This is a genomic window from Bacillus sp. RC240 (assembly GCF_044907945.1).
GTDB lineage: Bacteria > Bacillota > Bacilli > Bacillales > Bacillaceae_G > Bacillus_A > Bacillus_A mycoides.
This window is the reverse complement of record NZ_JBIYCT010000001.1, coordinates 1,193,393-1,211,798: the sequence shown is the minus strand read 5'-3', so window position 1 is coordinate 1,211,798 and position 18,406 is coordinate 1,193,393. Positions and strand designations below refer to the sequence as shown.

The window sequence follows — 18,406 nt, the reverse complement described above, 5'->3', positions numbered from 1 at the left end:
AAGTAATTGAGGATAATGTATCTACCACAGTCGGGCGCTTTAATTGAGTGATGTTCACAAAAATCATCAAAATTTTTTATAAAAAGATGATTCAATTGAATATAGAAAAAGCGTGTTTTGATCAATCTTTTTTTCAAAACACGCTTTTTCTATACGCTCTTTTATCAAGGTTTATTAAGTTAAGTTAAGTTAATTTAATCAAACTTTATTCAAAAGCTACACCTATGTAAAAGTGCTGCTGTAATATTATATCCTCTTGATAAGGAGAAAGTATTACTACACAAGTGTCATGTGAATTTCATGTACCGTAATTTAAATAAAAAAATAAAGAGTTTCAAAAAAATATAAAATGGTTTTCTTGTCCGCATTCTCGGATTTATTATAACTTGGTTAATTTGACTTGTGTAATTTATTACGTTATGATTTTTCATTATAACTGAAAGGCTTGAAGATAATGATTCGTCGTTTGAAAAAGTTTAAAAATGTCGCTGTCGTATTAAGCTTCTAAGGAAATTGCAAAAATCTACAATACTTAGAAGCGAGGAATATAGTTATGAAGCATCCATTATTTAATCATTGGTCTGAAACAAAGTATTTAAAAGATATAGTAACAAATCCACTCATTGAAGTAGGAGAGTACTCCTATTATTCAGGGTATTATGGAAATCAAAATTTTGAAGATGGTTGTGTAAGGTATTTATGGGGCGATGCTAAGTCCCAAACACTTTTCAATCCAATTGAACAGATGGGTTGGCATCTTGATAAGCTCATTATTGGAAATTATGTTTGTATTGCAAGTGGAGTTGTCATTCTAATGGGTGGGAATCATAATCATCACGCTGAATGGATTACAGTGTATCCATTCGCTGAGCAAATCGGACAATCTTATGAACCGAAGGGTGATACAGTCATTAAAAGTGATGCCTGGATTGGTATGAATGCTACAATAATGCCTGGCGTTACAATCGGTGAAAGTGCAATCGTTGCGGCAGGATCTGTCGTATGTAAAGATGTTCCGCCATATACAATAGTGGGCGGTAATCCTGCTAAGGAAATAAAAAAACGGTTCACTGATACAGAAATTAATATGCTAATGGAAATGCGTTGGTTTGATTGGGATAGAGAATTGATTGAGAAGGTAATTCCTCTTTTATCTAGTCCAGCCATTGAACCATTATTTACTTTTTATAAAAATGAAGTGAAAAATAAATAAATCAGCTAGAAAAACTACATTCAATATAGGATGTAGTTTTTTTATTATTTGTACTAGAAACAATTATGAAATAATCTCCCCATTATGGTTTAGTTTTTATAAATTATCTTAAGAAAAATTACGAAATATAACCAGTAGTTCTTAATATGTTTTATTTATAATTCAAATGATTGAACAAAATTGTTTCTTCATTTTCCCTGTAAGGTTTTCCATCACGAAGTATTCGCCAGGAAGTAGAAAAAAGGTAGCTCATATATTAGAAGTTTCAGCGATATTCCAAAAGTATTCACCTGAAGTATTTGGTGGACAGCAACATGTGTACTTGTGCATGAGCCGGCCATTATACAGTTTATAAAATCTGCAGCAATGATTCTTTTTTTGTGAGATGGCGAAAAGGGATTTTTTATGTGCAATTCATTGTGTTTTCTTAACAAAACATCTAGTGCTTTCTTATCTTAAAGGGGAACATATTTATTACTTAGATTGTCTATTACATGTATTACTAAAAATGGATATTCAAATTAAATACAATAAATCCCGTTTGATACCCATTTTTATGTATTACAAAAGTATGAAAGGACTTATTATTTTGAAAAATAAAAGGATGTGTATTGGTGGTGGACAAGTTTAATACTTTTACAGATGAAGCATTGCAAGTGGAAACGAAAAAGACATAACTCAAACAGTAGCTTATCAATCATACAAACGTAGGAGGATATATATGACGAAACAAGTTGTAGACGTAAAAAACATTCAAAAAGTGTACGGTAAAAAAGGTGAGAATCAATCACAAGCATTAAAAGGTGTTTCATTCTCGATTCAAGAGGGGGAGTTTGTTGGGATTATGGGGCCATCTGGTTCTGGCAAAACGACATTATTAAATGTAATTTCAACTCTTGATAAAGCGACAGGTGGCGTTATTGAAATTGCAGGAACGGATATTACGAAAATGAAGCAAGGTGAGCTTTCTGATTTCCGTTCGCAAAAGTTAGGATTCATTTTCCAAGACTTTAATTTATTAGAGAATTTATCTATTTACGAAAACATTGCACTTCCATTATCCCTTCAAGGTGTCCCATCACGAAAAATTGGGCCGAAAGTAGAAAAGGTAGCTGATATGTTAGGGATTGTAACAATACTTCAAAAGTACCCATCTGAAGTATCTGGTGGACAGAAACAGCGTTCAGCAGCAGCACGTGCGTTAGTGCATGAGCCTGCAATTATTTTAGGGGACGAGCCAACAGGAGCTCTTGATTCTAAAAATGCAACTAGTTTACTTAATGCGATGACAAATTTAAACAAAGAACAAGGCGTATCGATTATGATGGTTACGCATGATCCATACAGTGCAAGTTACTGTCAGCGTATTTTATTCATTCAAGATGGTGAGTTATATAAAGAAATTTACCGTGGTGGTAAACGTGAAGAGTTTTATAAAGAAATTTTAGACGTGCTTGCAGATTTAGGCACACAAAAAGCGTAAGAAAGGAGGTTTGGGCATGTTATTTAAACTTTCCATGTCAGGGTTGAAAAGTAAATTGCAAGATTATATTGTATTACTTATTGGTCTTATTGTATCTATTTCTACTTTCTATATGTTTCAAACGCTATCACTAAATAAAGTGTTCCTTGAATCTAATGCAAACATTGGTCCTATTGTATTAATATTCCAAATAGGTTCCTCTTTATTAGCGATTGTAACATTTTTTTACATTATGTATGCAAACTCTTTCTTATTATCTCTTCGCCAAAAAGAGTTTGGTATGTATATGATGTTAGGAGCAAAAAAGTATAAAGTTACATTACTGATGTTCCTTGAAACAATTATATTAGGTGCGGCGTCACTTGTGATTGGGATTACAAGTGGTGTAGGACTTGCAGAAGGTATCGGACAGTTATTAATGAAACAATTGGAGTTGACTGGAGAAGGTTACCAAGCTTTGTACATTCCATCAATGGTCGTTACTTGCATCTTCTTCTTTGCATTATTTGTACTATCAGCAAGTATGAATAGTATTAAATTGTCACGTATTTCTATATTACAACTTGTACATGCAGGTGCACAAACAGAGCGTGGCGCGGTAAAAGGAAAAATGACAGTTGTAGTTGCATTACTTGGTCTGATTTTGTTAGGTATTGGTTATGCATCATTGCTCTATATACCACAGGCAAAAAATCTAGGAACCGTTCCTACATTAATGGCTCTTGGATTAATCGCAGCAACTGTTAGTACTTACATGTTGTTTGGATCACTTCTCCCAGTTATGATAAAAAAAATAAAAAGTAATAAAAAGCGTAGTGAAAAAGGGCTTAATGCTTTTACCTTTGCTCAATTAAACTTCCGCATTAATGGCTTAACAAATGTGCTTGCGACGGTAGCAATCTTAGTAGCCCTTGGAGCAGGTGGAATTGCGTGTGGTATGGCATTTAAAAACGACGTTTTAAAGCAGACTGATAAAGGAACAATTTACGATTCGGTAGTTCATAATCCAACAGCAGAAGAAAAGAACATTTTGAGTAGTATTTTATTTCAAGAGAAACTTGAATATCGTTACAAAGTAGATGATAAGTATGTTTATTATATAAAAGAAGAGCTAGAGAACAATCATCCTTTAGTAAAAGATAGAAAAAATGAGAAGATAATGAAAGTTTCAGAAGAGATTCCCATGGATGCATTTGCATTGTCAAGACAATGGGGTAAAGAGGATGCAAAATCAAAACAATGGAGCGACGCTTTCGAAACAATTCAGCCAAATTATATATATCCTGATCATAAAATAAAAATTGTAGATCAAAACATATACGATAGTATGAAAGGTAAAGAAAGTACTGTGTTTATTGGGAAAACAGATGATTTTGAAGCATATTTAAAAGAATGGAAAAAACTTGATGAATTACAGGTAGTTAAGTATAAAAATGTGAAATCTGAAGAGCTGTATAGTAAGTATCAACAATATATTGCAAATCAAGGTTTTTCCAGCGGACTAATGTTTATGGGGTTCTTCGTTGGAATTGCGTTTTTAGCAATGATGGCAAGTTGCTTAATGTTTAAAATTCTATCTGGTGCATCTAAAGATAGTATACGTTACCAAATGCTTCGTAAAATTGGTGTTCGCCAGGAATTATTAACACAATCGATTTATAAGGAGTTATCCTTCGTATTCTTAGTCCCAGCAATTATCGGGATTGTTCACATATTAGTTGGTATGAATATGTTTGGCCCTCTTTTAATCGATCCGTATTTTCGTATTTGGTTACCAATTGTTATTTTCATAGTGATTTACTCGATTTACTACTGGATTACAGTTCAATTGTATAAAAGAATTGTACTTCCGAAAGAAGGTTAATGTAATAATGTTATGTATACTAAGTATCATCATAATTGGTCCCCGTTATGATGAAGTGAAAAAATATCATGTAAGCAAAATAGAAAGTGGATTTGAGATACAAATATGCAGCAATGAGCGGCAGAAAGTGTTAGAAAAAAAGTAAATACAAGTAGGGGGCGCATTTCATGTATAACTTACAAGAAGATATGTATGAGCAATTAAAAGAGAAAAATACTATTCTTTCTATATCTTAATAATGAAGGGAAAAGAAGAGGGAAAATAGCATCGTTCCTACATTGAGTACTACTTTAACCTTATTTGTAGGAACTCTTGCACTATCCCCTTACAATAAAATTGAATAATCATCCAATATTAATTGTTAACTATTATCGGAATTTTGACAGGATAGAACAATTTTCAAAAAAATATCTTGTATTCATTGTGTCTATTATAGCTATTATTTAAAATTGGGTTTGCACCAAAAGAGTGTAAATAAACATAAAACTTGTAAACTTTATTCATCATAAGGATTATCGTTTTAGAAAAGGAGTGTGTGTTGAAAAAATTTTTAAAGGTAATTTTAATCTTATTAGTAATATTTATAGGAATTATGTTGGGAAGCATAATTTTAAATAAAACATATCATACAGAGTTTAAGTCTTTAGATAACACGGATCAAAACATGTTAAAAGAATTATCTACTATTTATAAGAGCTTCGAAGAATCGAGTGATAAACTTTGGAATGAAGATTATCGCTTCGAAAAAATGCCATTGGTTCTGATACGTAGTAATAAAGACGGGGGATTCTTTAGACAAGAAGCTTATGCAGTTAATGTAACGGGATTAGAAAATAGTATTTTTGCAAAGGAAATAAAAGTCTCAAATTCTCTGCATCTATCTAAAGTCTATCGCTTAACTCGTTTTGATTTTAGAACTATTTCTACCTGGATTCCTTGGAACTTTGGGACAATAAATATTAACGATATGGATGTATTTTATTTAAAATATCATCCTAAAATGTTTAGTAATCCAGATTTATATTTTGATTTTTCATCTTTCTTATTACATGAAGGTTTTCATGCTTATAAACAAAAAGATTGGACATATGATGCAAATGGTGGAGAGTCTATTCACGAATATCCGATTAATAAAGAAAATTACGCGCTAATGGGATTAGAATTTAAGCTATTAGATAAAGCAATGATTGATACGAACCCAGAAAGTATTAATCAGGCATTATATGATTGGACAATTGTACGTAACTATCGCTATAAAAAATGGCCTCAATTAATTGGAGAAACAAAAACTGAAGCAATAGAAGGTTCAGCACGATACTTAGAGTATCGTTATAGTAAATTAACTGGTGGAAATCTTATGGTACTTGCAAAGAAACAGAAGCCATATCATGTTACTTTTATGGAGGCGTTCAACTTCATTGCTAATGGACAGGCAGAATCTCCAAGGTTTTTAGAGCGGAATATGAGATATGAGACTGGTTCAGCCCTTGAATTAAGCATGGACAAAGTAAATATTCCATGGAAAGAAGCTATTGAAGATAGTGCAATCAAACAAGGAAAGACACCATATGAAGTATTAAATACGTACTTTAATATAAATAATACGCCCACAATTGAAAATAAAATCAAAGAAATTAAAGAGAACAATGACTATGAAACACTTTTAGAACAAGGAGAAAAACTGGTGAAAATAAGTAACGAGTAAAGAAAATACGATTTGAAAAAGAATTTTCTTTAAAGAGCGTATTGAAGAGGATTCTTTTTTCATTTTATAAGTTATATACACTACCGGTGTAATCAAAAAAAATTAATTAAAAGAAGGAATCTCAAAATAATTTTTTTTATTAAAAGCTAAATTTAATGAAGAAGAAAAATTATTAATTGTAAATGGATCTAAAGAAAATTTTGAACAATATTTAAGACGTTATCTTTTATATCGATTATGTTACTTTTGGTCATTCAATTGCAGGTTTACAAAAAAGAGGATAGAAATGTACCGTCTGCTTATGCTTTTAGTTGTTCAATATGAGAAAAATGTGGAGGAATCATATGGAGTCAAAAATTCTTATTGTTGATGATGATAAAGAGATTAGAAATCTTATCTCTGTATATTTGGAAAATGAAGGTCTGAAAACTCAAAAGGCAGAAGATGCTATTGAAGCGTGTATGAAGATTAGGGAAGAACGAAATATGCCTATTATCATGCTTTCTGCAAAATCAGAGGATATAGACAAAATTCAGGGTTTAGCCTCTGGTGCCGATGATTATTTATCAAAACCGTTTAATCCGTTGGAGTTAATCGCTAGAGTAAAATCCCAATTAAGAAGGTTTAAAAAATATAATACAAATACAGATAATGATAAAAGTGTCCTAGAAATTGGTGATTTGACCATAAATACAGATACACGTCAAGTATGGATAAGAGGCACGGAAGTAAGGCTAACTCCAAAAGAGTTTGATATACTCGAACTACTTGCTCGTAACAAAGGGATTGTTCTGAGTGTTGCAAAAATATATGAAGCAGTTTGGAAAGATGCTTTTTATAAATCGGATAATACCGTCATGGTGCATATTACAAAAATAAGAGACAAAATTGAAGAGGATTCTAAACATCCAATTTATATTAAAACTGTTTGGGGAATTGGGTACAAAATATGAAGAAGGTTAGTTTTAGAAATAAGATAATAATAAAACTTCTTGGTGCTGTTGCAGTTAGTTTTTTTGTTTCGTTTGGTTTAACAATCCTCACTTTTATATATATTATAATACCATTAAATCTAAATCACTATCTTGATGATCTTAGTACATTTGAAAATAATATACTTACATTTCTTATATTTGCGTTAGCGATCTTTACTTTTATTATCATTTTTTTAATATTGGTTCGAAAGAAAATAGTATATTTGAAGCTCATTTCTGATAATGTGAATGATATTGCCAATGGAAAACTGGGTTTGACTATTGGGATTAACGGGAAGGACGAATTAACCCAACTTGCTCAAAATATCAACTATATGTCCAAGAAATTGGAAAATACATTTGAACAGGAAAGACGATTAGAACGTACAAAAAATGAACTTATAACCAATGTATCTCATGATTTACGCACACCGTTAACATCTATTATTGGCTATATAGATTTATTAAAAAGAGGGCAATACAACAGTAAAACACAATTACAGGAGTATCTCGAAACCACTTATTTAAAATCACAGAGATTGAAATATCTAATTGATGAACTATTTGAGTACACCCGTTTATCAGACATCGATGCTAAGTTAAACATTAACGAAGTTGATTTATCAGGCTTGTTGGAGCAAATAGTTGGAGAATATATTCCTATATTTGAAAAGGCAGGTTTAAGTGTTCAAAAATCAATAACGGAAGAAACAATACCTATTTTCATGGATGTAGAAAAAATGGTACGTGTTTATGAAAATCTGTTTATGAATGCGATAAAGTACAGCATGAAACCATCCAAATTATCAATATGTCTTGAACTAATAGGTAACAAAGCAATTTTGAAAGTATCAAATAAAGTCGAGAAGCCGCCTGTTAGCGATCCTAATAAATTATTTGAAAGGTTTTTCAGGGGTGATAAGGCAAGAAAAGATGATCAAGGAAATGGGCTGGGACTCGCTATCTCAAAAAGAATTGTTGAACTTCATAATGGTAATATACATGCAGAATATAAAGTAGGCTGGATGTCCTTTATTGTTGAACATCCAATTAAATAGAATGGCTTATGGAATGAAAGGTTCCATAAGCTTTTTTTTAAACTTAAGAAACTTCTTAAGTTAATAATTCAAGTAGGCCATTCATAGTAGACATGATACTGATAAGTTAATTTGATTTATTATTATAAAGTGATTAATCGAATAAAGGGGAAGTTCATTGATATGAATAATGTAAGAGACGATAGTAAATTTAGCAACCAGTGTGTTTTGGTATTCAACCGGGGCACACTGGTTTTATTTTTTTATAAATGTGGAACAAATGTATTACTTAGATTGTCTATTAAGTGTAATCCTAAAAGATATGAAAGTACAGATCATTTCGAAAAATACAAAGGTATTAAAAAGAGGGATATGTGTGGGAACACTAAGTGTCAGTGTGCCTAAAAGGGTGGGATGAGATGGTCTATATGAAAGTGGTTCTAATGTCTTATATGTATATAGAATTTGATAACGCTGTCTATTTTTTGGAGGATTATGTTAAAATAACGTTTTTTTGAGTACAAAGATATTGGAGGTAACAGAAGTGAAAAGTATGTTTTGCAAGAGATTTATTACAATAGTAACAGTGCTTACACTATTTTGTAGCATGGCCGTTACATTTGGAAGAGCATCAGCGGAAACAGTTCCTGCTATAGACGTAGAAGCAGGATCAGCAATTTTAGTAGAAGCAAATTCCGGGAAAATTTTATATCAAAAAAATGCAGATGAATCATTAGCAATTGCTAGTATGACAAAAATGATGAGTGAATACTTAGTTCATGAAGCGGTGGATAAAGGAAAACTTAAATGGGATCAAAAAGTTAAAATTTCTGAATATGCATATAAGATTTCGCAAGATCGCTCATTATCAAACGTTCCATTAGAAAATGGTGGCTCTTATACGGTCAAAGAGTTATATGAGGCAATGGTAATTTACTCTGCAAACGGTGCAACAATTGCTTTAGCTGAAGAGATTGCTGGAAAAGAAGTCAATTTCGTGAAAATGATGAACGATAAATCAAAAGAGTTTGGAATGAAAAATTATAAATTTGTAAACTCTACAGGTTTAACAAACCATGATTTAAAAGGACATCACCCAGAAGGGACAACTCCAGACGAGAAAAATAAAATGTCCGCAAGAGATTGTGCGATTTTAGCACAACGTCTTATTCAAGATTTCCCGAAAATATTAGATACAGCAAAAATCCCTAAAAAAACATTCCAAAAGGGTGGCAAGTATCCGATTGATATGACGAACTTTAACTGGATGTTAAAAGGCTTAATTAAGCAATACGAAGGTGTAGATGGGTTAAAAACAGGAACTACTCCAGAAGCCGGAGATTGTTTTACTGGTACAGTAGAAAAAAACGGTATGCGTCTAATCTCTGTAGTTATAAAAGCAAACTCTCATACAGCACGTTTTGATGAAACAAAGAAATTATATGATTATGGATTTGCGAATTTTGAAGTGAAGAAGGTCTATGGAAAAGATTCAGTAGTAAAAGGTCATGAAACAGTGCGAGTAGCAAATGCAAAGGACAAAGATATAGTTGTTCAAACGAAGCAAGCTATTTTACTTCCAATGCCAAAGGGCAACAAAGACGTTTATAAAAAAGAATTTAAAGTATCGAATAAAGAACAAGAAGCGCCTATTAAAAAAGGTGTAACAATTAGTCAAATGATTATATCGCCTAAAGATATTACAGATCCTGGGTTCTTATCAGGTAAATCATTACAAGTAGACCTTGTAACAAAATCTGAAGTAGAACAAGCAAATTGGTTTACACGTTTTATGCGCGAAATAGGATCTTTCTTTAGCGGTATGTGGAATAGTGCGGTTGATATAGTAAAAGGCTAACTTTGTAGGATAAAACTAAATATTAGCCTGAAATAAAAGGTTTCAAAGTATTATAGATTCTTATGTGGATGGCTTGGAATGGAAGATTGCATTAATTCTCAAATCTGGTTCTTCGGAACTTTCGGTATTGCAATCAAGCTAAGATAAATTTGTATCCATATAATCAAAAAACGCTATTCTTTTTGTAGAAATATACAGAAAGGATGGCGTTTATTATGAATTGTTCGATTCAAAGGGTTCTGGTGCAAGGCTAGTTTAATAAAGTTACATGATGAAAACACATTCATTATTCCATCAAGTGACAATAAAAATAAATACCTGGTACTTATTCCTGTTATTAAATTTTATAAAAATTTAATAAAATCTTTTCTTTCTATTAAATATTTTGTTTTAAATTATTTATATAAAGAAATGGAGGCCAGAAAATGAATTTTTTAAAGAAATTTAAGTATCTCTTTATAGCGTGTATCCCTATGTATATAGTTATTCTTTAATTTCAATCGAATAAAAAAGCAAGGTATTCGAGAAAAAAGTACGGTACCATACAGAGAAAACGCTCTCCCATACAAAAGTAAATTGTACCGAAAGTGATAAAAGCGAATGTTATATGGAGGGAACCCACTAATAATTTCACCTGAAAATCGGTAATTAATGAAACAAAGAATAACAAAATGATACATGATTACGAGTTAATATCCCAAAAAGATAGGATTACTAGTGACAATCTTTGATACTGACAAGTGAGGTGACGTCGATGAGAGGGCCATTAATAAAAAGTGGAGTATTTATTTTAGTTTTAACAGGAGGGCTATATCTTACAAAATACGCATATGACCATCATACTAACCGAGTTAAAGTAAGAGACACGATTCAACAAATATCAATAGAGCATGGTATACCACCATGGATTCCTTTATCTATTGCATTCCATGAAAGTAAGTTTGATCAAAATGCAGTCGGAGATCAGGGCACATCATTTGGACTGTTTCAGCTCCATCGAGGTGGACTAGCACCTAAAGATTTAACGAACGAAGATTTGAAAAATATAGAAACTAATACTCGAATTGCAATATCTAATATGAAAAATGCATATAACCGTGGTTTACAGCAAAATTTAAAAGGACCAGAGCTATTAAAACATGTTGCTAATCTCAGGGTGGCCTGGGAATAAGGGTGTTCAATGGACAAATAAGCAGACAGACTATAACGAGGGGTTAGAAAACAGTTTTAAAATGTTTTCTAAACGACAATACGATTTTATAGAATGAAATTTCTTTTTTCTTTCTATTATTATATAATTTATGCCTAAATAAGAAAGTTCCCTTATACAGACGCATAGATTGACTTTGTACTGCTTATATTAGGAATTTAAAGAAACAATATGTATAATTCTCCCACTACACTAGTATAGTGGCCTTTATTAACAGCAAAATCTACAATTTACAAGGAGAACATTTTATGAGTAAGAGAATAAAAGAATTAGATTCCATACGAGGGTTAGCGGCACTGACAGTGGTATTTGGACATTTTTGTTTAATGCTACCATCGTTGCCTAATTCTATTAAATTTTCCCCGCTTAGGTTTTTATGGGCTGGCGGGGAAGCTGTAATCGTTTTTTATGTACTCAGTGGTTTTGTGTTATCTATGGCACTTTATCATTCAAAAACAAATTATTGGGGATATTTAATTAAGCGATTTGTACGAATCTATATTCCTTATTATTTTTGGATAATCATTACCTTTGCTTTATTTATTTTGTTCTCGCCGTATGAAGTGGCTGGACTACGGGATTGGTTCTATGATAGGTGGCAAGGGTCTATAACAAAAATAGATATTATAAACCATTTTGTGCTTCTTAATAACTTTTTTACGGAAAATTATAATCCAGTTATCTGGTCATTGGCTCAAGAAATGCGTATATCTATTGTGTTTCCTTTGTTATTCCTTCTTTTTTATAAACTGAGTTGGAAGAAAACGATACTATTTGCTTTGAGCTTTTCTTTAATTAGTGTTTTCCTTAATATGTTGCATATAGGGAAAGCAGAGGGATTTTATAATGGTTATGCCGATACACTGCATTTCACATCGATGTTTATGGTTGGAATGTTACTTTTTAAGCATCAGGAAAAGCTTATCTACTTATATAGGAATATGAAAAAATTTAATAAAGGATTTCTTATTGCATTAGGGATTATTCTATATTTATATTCCATTTTAATTTATGGTTTTTCCCGTAATGATACTACTTTCTTATTAAAAGATTGGGGTGTCGTAATCGGTGTTAGTATATTTATAATAATGGCCATGAGTAACCTAAAAGTAAGAGCATTTTTAAATAAGAGTGTATTTGTATACTTAGGAGAAATTTCATACAGTATCTATTTGTGTCATTTTCCAATCATGATGGTACTATTTAAACTTTTGTATACAAAGATACCTATCTTTTTCCTTCTTGCTTTGTGTATTTCAATGACAATACTTTTTTCTATAGTTTCGTATCATTTAATTGAAAAGAAATGTATCAACTGGGCAAAACAAAGAACAACAAATTTTCGAAAAAAAGTGTAATACTTGAAGGAATTTTATTTCTTTAGTAAATATACGAATATTACCGATTCCTAAGTATATTAGGAATCGGTCAATTACGGATTCTATATAAATATACTAAAATTGAACAAATTTTTAATTTTATACTTAACTCCAAAAATCCTCTTACTAAAGAGAATCTTCGTAACGTTTTTCCAGACATAGCCAAAAGTACAATTAGTAAAACGCTAGTTTCCTTGTAGCTGCTTGGTCAAATAAAGCTGGTTTCAAGAGGAAGAAATGCTCATGTATACAGGTTTAATTCTGTATTAATAATTATTAGGGGTAACAACACATCGCTATCTATATCTAAAATGTTATATAAAACTATTGAATATTTTATTCGTAAAAACAGAGGTGTAAAATGAATTTTATTTCCGAACTACTTGTTACCTTTGCAATTCCTACAATACAACTCACATTCTTGTTACTACTCATTTTTGTTTTTAGCTACTTTGTAGTATACAAAAAGGTATGCAAAGGAGGGAGGGAATTTACCGTACAACAAGTTATATTGTTTATATTGATAATAGGATATTATTCCCTTGTATTATCAGCCACTTCATTTGGTCGTCCAGATGATATAACTTTCGCAAGAACAATTGACTTTGATGTACTTAGTGTTTATAAAAAAGCATGGAATACCTTTTCATTTTCTTCTTTTTTCCATATCATTGTGAATATAGGTATGCTTTTTCCGTTAGGAATTTTATTACCTTTATTTAGTAATGTTTTTCAAAAAACAAAATGGATGTTAATCAGCTCAATTATAGCAAGTTTATTGATTGAAATCCTTGAATTTACAATGCAACGTGGAAGTATGGAACTAGCCGATTTACTTCATAATACTTTAGGAATGATGCTAGGATATTCTATGTTAAATATAGTTCTTATATTGTTGAAGAAAAAAGAAACAGATACACAAATGACCAAATATTTATTTCTTCCGATTACAGTAAGTTTTGTTGCACTTGGAATAATGATTTCGTATCAAATGAAGGAATTTGGGAATATGCCTTTAGATCCCATTACAAAAACAGACATGACTGATGTCACTATAAAAACATCAATAGAGTTAAAAGACGAAGGTAATAAAATGCCTGTTTACAAAGAGGAAATTACAAAAATGCCTAATGACAATGAGCCAGTTACAAAAAAATCACATATTCGAGATGTCGAAATTCTGTCTCCAAAAGAAGTATTTCAAAAACTAAAACAAGGAGACTTTGATCCTATAATATCTTTCAAAGCAGGTGATACATTAGTCATTACAGATTATAATATAGATTACTACGCTGATACAAAAGGCTTTTCTCAACCTATATATGTTTTTCAAGTACGCTTAAATGATAATGGGAAAGATAGTTGGTCTCAACCTATTTCTGCAAGAAGATAACGTAGATTTTTCATGTTTTTGTTCATGTGAAATAGTTTAATCGAGTTGTCTTGCTCATTTGAAAAATCTCCTATGGAATTTAATTGAAATTGAAAAACATTTAAGAAGAACAATTACGCTGTGGGCTATTGTATAGTGTAGATATGAATAACAAAAAAGGGGGACTATATATGTGGAAGCGATTTGTAGCGATTGGTGATAGTTTTACAGAGGGGATAGGGGATGAAGTTGAGGGAATAGCATTAAAAAGCTGGGTAGATCATTTTGTTCAACTGTGTGTAAACGATATAGAATATGCTAATTTTTCAAAGCGTGGGTTAGTAACTAAAGAAATTCGCTCACAGCAATTGGAAAAGGCATTAACTTTTAATCCAGATGTGGTTAGTCTAATTGCAGGTGCAAACGATGTTTTAAAAGGACGTTGGAATCATCAAGCATATAAGAACGATATGGAATTTATGATAGATACATTAAGTAAAGCAGGTGCTGATATTATTATAGCAAACCTTCCAGATTTTACGATTCGGCTTCCTTTTTCTTCTGAAAAAAAACAAGTATTAAAAGAACAATTATTAGAGGCAAATGAAGTTATACTTTCACTGAGTAGAGAGTATAAGCTTCATCATGTTGACTTTTGGAATCATCATTTAGTTAATGACAATACGCTTTGGTCTACGGATTTAATTCATCCAAACTCAAAAGGATATGTAAAAGTTGCTGAATTGATTTTTAGTAGTTTACCTGTACACGACTCTTTTAAATAAGCTGTAGAATGACCTAAACTCCTGTCACATGCTGTACAGGGAGTTTGGGTGCGAAAAAGAAGGATATAGAGTGCCTATAAATTATACTTTAAGTAATTCTTTTTATTGTTTATAATTTTGTTATTTTCTGTTGCAGAATCCTTAGTATAAGGATTCTTTTTTTGTATCAATAATCTATAAAGAAAAAAGATGAAATTGGCGAAAATGAACTAAAAGGTATTTTAAATGAATTGTTAAAACAACACTAATAATGATAACGTTCGCTAAATATATTCGTCGTTTGTAAGAATCTTAAAATCTTCCCTTTTTGAATGCAGCTTAACCATAAATTAAATTTTTTTGTAAATGTGGAACAATTTCATTACTTACACTGTCTATTAAGCGTTAAAACATTTTTTATTTAATAAATTAAGAAAGGAATAATCATTTATAACTAAGGGAGAAGATTGAATTGAAAAAAATATGGATGCTACTTTTCTTTTGTTTCGGAATTATGTTGGTAGGATGTAATAAAAACGAACCCTCAAAACAAGCATTTGAAGAATATATCAATTTATGGAATGATAAAAAATTTACAAATATGTATGATCATTTATCAGAACATGCAAAAAAAACGATTTCTAAAAAGGAGTTCACAGAGAAATATCAAAAAATTTATGAGGGTATAGGAGTTAAGAATTTAAAAATTAAAATGAAAGGAGAGAATAATAAAGATAAAGAACTTTTTCTTTTTGAAGTTAATATGGATACGGATGGAGGAACTGTTTCATTCATCCATGAAGCAAAACTCGTGAAAGATAAAGATAAGGAATCTTGGAAAATAGATTGGACACCAGACTTCATTTTCCCAGGTATGAAAAAAGATTATAAAGTACGTATGCAAACAGAGCAAGGAAAACGCGGAGAAATATATGATCGAAATGGAAAAGGGCTTGCAACGAATGGAAAAGCGACTGAGGTTGGAATTATTCCAGAGAAACTAGGTGAAACGGCAGCGCAAACAAAGGAAATAGTAGCACAATTACTTGATATGTCTACAGAAGAGGTCGATCAAAAGCTCGCAGCGAAATGGATAAAACCAGATTCCTTTGTACCAATTGGTATTTTAAAAGAGGGAACCAGACAGAATGATTATATTGAATTAGAAGGAGTTTTATCTCGCCCAGTAAATATTCGTACGTATCCATTAGGAGAAGCAGCGGCACACTTAACGGGATATATAGGAAAGGTAAATGCAGAGGAGTTAAAATCGCTTCAAAAAAAAGGTTATCAAGCAGATGATTTAGTGGGTAAGACAGGTTTAGAGAAAGTATTAGAGAATAAATTGCGTGGTAAAAAGGGTGGACGCGTATTTATGGAAGATGAGAACGGGAAAGAGATTAAAAACGTAGCAAAACAAGAAGCAAAAGAAGGGGGAAATGTTACGTTAACAATTGATGCTGCAATTCAAGAAAAAATCTTTAATGAGATGAAAAATGAAGCAGGATCTAGTGCAGCGGTCAATCCTAAAACTGGTGAAACAATCGCACTTGTAAGTAGCCCTGCTTATAATCCAAATACAATAGTTAGAGGAGCATCAAAAGCTCAACGGGAAGCATGGAATAACGACTCGAAACTGCCAATGATGAATCGCTTCACACAAGCATTTGTACCAGGTTCCGTATTTAAAACGATAACAGGTGCAATTGGTTTGGAAACAAACACAATAAATCCTAAGGAAGAATTTAGAATTCAAGGATTAAAGTGGACAAAAGATTCATCTTGGGGAAATTATTATGTAACACGTGTGAAGGATGCTAGTCCAGTTGATTTTGATAAGGCAATGAAGTACTCTGATAATATTTATTTTGCTCAACAAGCTTTGAAAATAGGAAAAGATCAGTATGTAAATGAATTTAAGAAATACGGATTTCATGAAAAATTACCAATTGAATACGAATTCCCTATTTCAATCATTGCAAAAGATGGGATAAAAAATGATATTCAATTAGCAGACACGGGATACGGACAAGGACAAGTATTAATGACACCTCTTCATTTAGCATTGACTTATGCACCGATTGTCAATGAGGGTAACATTCCGTCACCGCATCTTATAAAAAAAACAAAAGAAGCGGGAAATTGGAAAGAAAATGTGATTTCTACCAAGAATCAAGAGATATTAAAAAGTGCGTTAATAAAGGTTATTAATGATCCTGATGGTGCTGGGAGAATTGCTAAAGTTGATGGTATAACTCTCGCTGGTAAGACAGGTACAGCAGAACTGAAAGAATCGAAAGAAGCAGAGGGTAAAGAACTTGGTTGGTTTGCAGCTTTCGATGCAAGCACGCCAAACATGATTGTTACCATGATGATTGAAGATGTAAAAGGAAGAGGCGGGAGCAACGTTCCAGGTGAAAAAATAAAACATGTTTTTCAGAAATAATACTTAATTAGAAGGTGAAATTTACTTCTTTAGTAAATATACAAACCTTACCGATTCAAGATTATATTAGGAATCGGTTAATTTATGTCTAAACGCAGATTTTATGATTTTAATAATCGTATTTAATTACGTGTTTTTTACACAATTAAATACGATTATTTTTTATTTTAAAATTATAAAACAACAAATTTTAAAATGTTAAATTAGATAATTGAAATTTAAAAAATAAGAGCTATTATACTTAACTTTATTTTCAGAAATATTACAAAACTGTTAGTTTGAAGTAAGGTTATTCAATATAAGTAAGAGGGGAATTTCTTTATACTAAAAGATAAAAGTATTAATTAGATATTTCTAGATAATAAATAGATACATAAATAAAAGGAGCTAAATATATGTATAAAATCATGATTGTAGAAGATGACCAAAAAATTTCTAAACTACTTCAATCCCATATTAATAAGTACGGGTATGAAGGGAATATTACAGAGGATTTTGAAAATGTTTTGGCTAACTTTGAAAAAATTCAACCTGATTTAGTTTTATTAGATGTAAATTTACCGAGTTTTGATGGTTTCTACTGGTGCCGACAAATTAGAACGGTCTCTACTTGTCCCATTATATTTATATCAGCACGTAGTGGAGAGATGGAGCAAGTTATGGCACTTGAACATGGTGCAGACGATTATATCACTAAACCGTTTCATTATGAAGTTGTAATGGCAAAAATCCGAAGTCATCTTCGAAGAATTTACGGAGAATACGCACCGAAAGCGGAAGAAAGAGTTGTTCAGCAATCCGGTTTAATACTTTATCCAGAAAAAATGGAATTAAAGCTAAATGATAGCATGTGTATACTGTCAAAAAAAGAAACTGTTTTACTAGAAACTCTCTTACGACAATCTCCTAGTATTGTTAGTCGAGAGAAAATCTTAGAAAAACTTTGGGATGACTATACGTATGTAGATGATAATACGTTAAGTGTAAATGTTACACGTGTCCGAAAAAAATTAGAGGAAATCGGAATAAAAAATGCATTAGAAACAGTTCGTGGTGCTGGATATCGTTTGAAAATAACTTGGAAGAATGATGAGGTATAAT

Annotated in this window: 12 protein-coding genes and 2 pseudogenes; all 14 read left to right on the top strand. The window is 31.6% G+C overall.

Translation table 11 applies throughout. The features are described 5' to 3' along the window. Positions 1 to 553 precede the first annotated feature (553 nt). The 14 genes and pseudogenes from ABH955_RS06190 (at position 554) to ABH955_RS06125 (ending at position 18,405) form a co-directional block, all read left to right on the top strand. Complete coding sequence (locus tag ABH955_RS06190) at positions 554 to 1,213, top strand: CatB-related O-acetyltransferase (RefSeq protein WP_404490979.1); 660 nt, start codon at positions 554 to 556, stop codon at positions 1,211 to 1,213. 721 nt (positions 1,214 to 1,934) lie between these two features. Then, entirely contained in the window at positions 1,935 to 2,696 is a 762-nt protein-coding gene (locus ABH955_RS06185) for an ABC transporter ATP-binding protein (RefSeq protein WP_404490978.1), read from the top strand. A 16-nt stretch (positions 2,697 to 2,712) separates the two neighbouring features. Beyond that, entirely contained in the window at positions 2,713 to 4,560 is a 1,848-nt protein-coding gene (locus tag ABH955_RS06180; RefSeq protein WP_404490977.1) for an FtsX-like permease family protein, read from the top strand. Positions 4,561 to 5,098: 538 nt separating this feature from the next. Beyond that, on the top strand, positions 5,099 to 6,265 hold the full coding sequence (locus tag ABH955_RS06175; protein WP_033731040.1) for a hypothetical protein: 1,167 nt from the start codon (positions 5,099 to 5,101) through the stop codon (positions 6,263 to 6,265). Between the two features lie 344 nt (positions 6,266 to 6,609). Beyond that, positions 6,610 to 7,218: a response regulator transcription factor gene (locus ABH955_RS06170; RefSeq protein ID WP_404490976.1), complete on the top strand. Its 609-nt coding sequence runs from the start codon at positions 6,610 to 6,612 to the stop codon at positions 7,216 to 7,218. Then, a complete protein-coding gene (locus ABH955_RS06165; RefSeq protein WP_404490975.1) occupies positions 7,215 to 8,297 on the top strand; it encodes a sensor histidine kinase in 1,083 nt (360 codons plus the stop codon). The genes ABH955_RS06170 and ABH955_RS06165 overlap by 4 nt, the downstream gene beginning before the upstream one ends. A 523-nt stretch (positions 8,298 to 8,820) precedes the next feature. Beyond that, a complete protein-coding gene (locus tag ABH955_RS06160) occupies positions 8,821 to 10,134 on the top strand; it encodes a D-alanyl-D-alanine carboxypeptidase family protein (protein ID WP_404455290.1) in 1,314 nt (437 codons plus the stop codon). A gap of 754 nt (positions 10,135 to 10,888) precedes the next feature. Continuing rightward, positions 10,889 to 11,402, top strand: a pseudogene (locus tag ABH955_RS06155) (transglycosylase SLT domain-containing protein). Positions 11,403 to 11,544: 142 nt separating this feature from the next. Continuing rightward, entirely contained in the window at positions 11,545 to 12,702 is a 1,158-nt protein-coding gene (locus ABH955_RS06150; protein ID WP_404490974.1) for an acyltransferase family protein, read from the top strand. A gap of 89 nt (positions 12,703 to 12,791) precedes the next feature. Further along, a pseudogene (locus tag ABH955_RS06145) lies at positions 12,792 to 12,923 on the top strand (Fic family protein); the annotation flags it as partial. Positions 12,924 to 13,084: 161 nt separating this feature from the next. After that, on the top strand, positions 13,085 to 14,116 hold the full coding sequence (locus ABH955_RS06140; RefSeq protein ID WP_404490973.1) for a VanZ family protein: 1,032 nt from the start codon (positions 13,085 to 13,087) through the stop codon (positions 14,114 to 14,116). A 170-nt stretch (positions 14,117 to 14,286) separates the two neighbouring features. Next, entirely contained in the window at positions 14,287 to 14,880 is a 594-nt protein-coding gene (locus ABH955_RS06135) for an SGNH/GDSL hydrolase family protein (RefSeq protein ID WP_404490972.1), read from the top strand. A 451-nt stretch (positions 14,881 to 15,331) separates the two neighbouring features. Continuing rightward, positions 15,332 to 17,305 (top strand): penicillin-binding transpeptidase domain-containing protein, encoded by a 1,974-nt coding sequence (locus ABH955_RS06130; RefSeq protein WP_404490971.1) that lies wholly within the window; start codon positions 15,332 to 15,334, stop codon positions 17,303 to 17,305. A gap of 395 nt (positions 17,306 to 17,700) precedes the next feature. Continuing rightward, positions 17,701 to 18,405 carry a response regulator transcription factor gene (locus ABH955_RS06125; RefSeq protein WP_404490970.1) on the top strand — a complete coding sequence of 235 codons (705 nt, stop codon included), beginning with the start codon at positions 17,701 to 17,703 and terminating at the stop codon, positions 18,403 to 18,405. The last annotated feature ends 1 nt before the right edge of the window (position 18,406 follow it).

Coding starts and splice junctions, on each gene's coding strand:
- ABH955_RS06185 (WP_404490978.1), top strand. CDS start 1,935: ATGACGAAACAAGTTGTAGACGTAAAAAACATTCAAAAAGTGTACGGT.
- ABH955_RS06165 (WP_404490975.1), top strand. CDS start 7,215: ATGAAGAAGGTTAGTTTTAGAAATAAGATAATAATAAAACTTCTTGGT.
- ABH955_RS06125 (WP_404490970.1), top strand. CDS start 17,701: ATGTATAAAATCATGATTGTAGAAGATGACCAAAAAATTTCTAAACTA.
- ABH955_RS06170 (WP_404490976.1), top strand. CDS start 6,610: ATGGAGTCAAAAATTCTTATTGTTGATGATGATAAAGAGATTAGAAAT.
- ABH955_RS06190 (WP_404490979.1), top strand. CDS start 554: ATGAAGCATCCATTATTTAATCATTGGTCTGAAACAAAGTATTTAAAA.
- ABH955_RS06135 (WP_404490972.1), top strand. CDS start 14,287: ATGTGGAAGCGATTTGTAGCGATTGGTGATAGTTTTACAGAGGGGATA.
- ABH955_RS06180 (WP_404490977.1), top strand. CDS start 2,713: ATGTTATTTAAACTTTCCATGTCAGGGTTGAAAAGTAAATTGCAAGAT.
- ABH955_RS06140 (WP_404490973.1), top strand. CDS start 13,085: ATGAATTTTATTTCCGAACTACTTGTTACCTTTGCAATTCCTACAATA.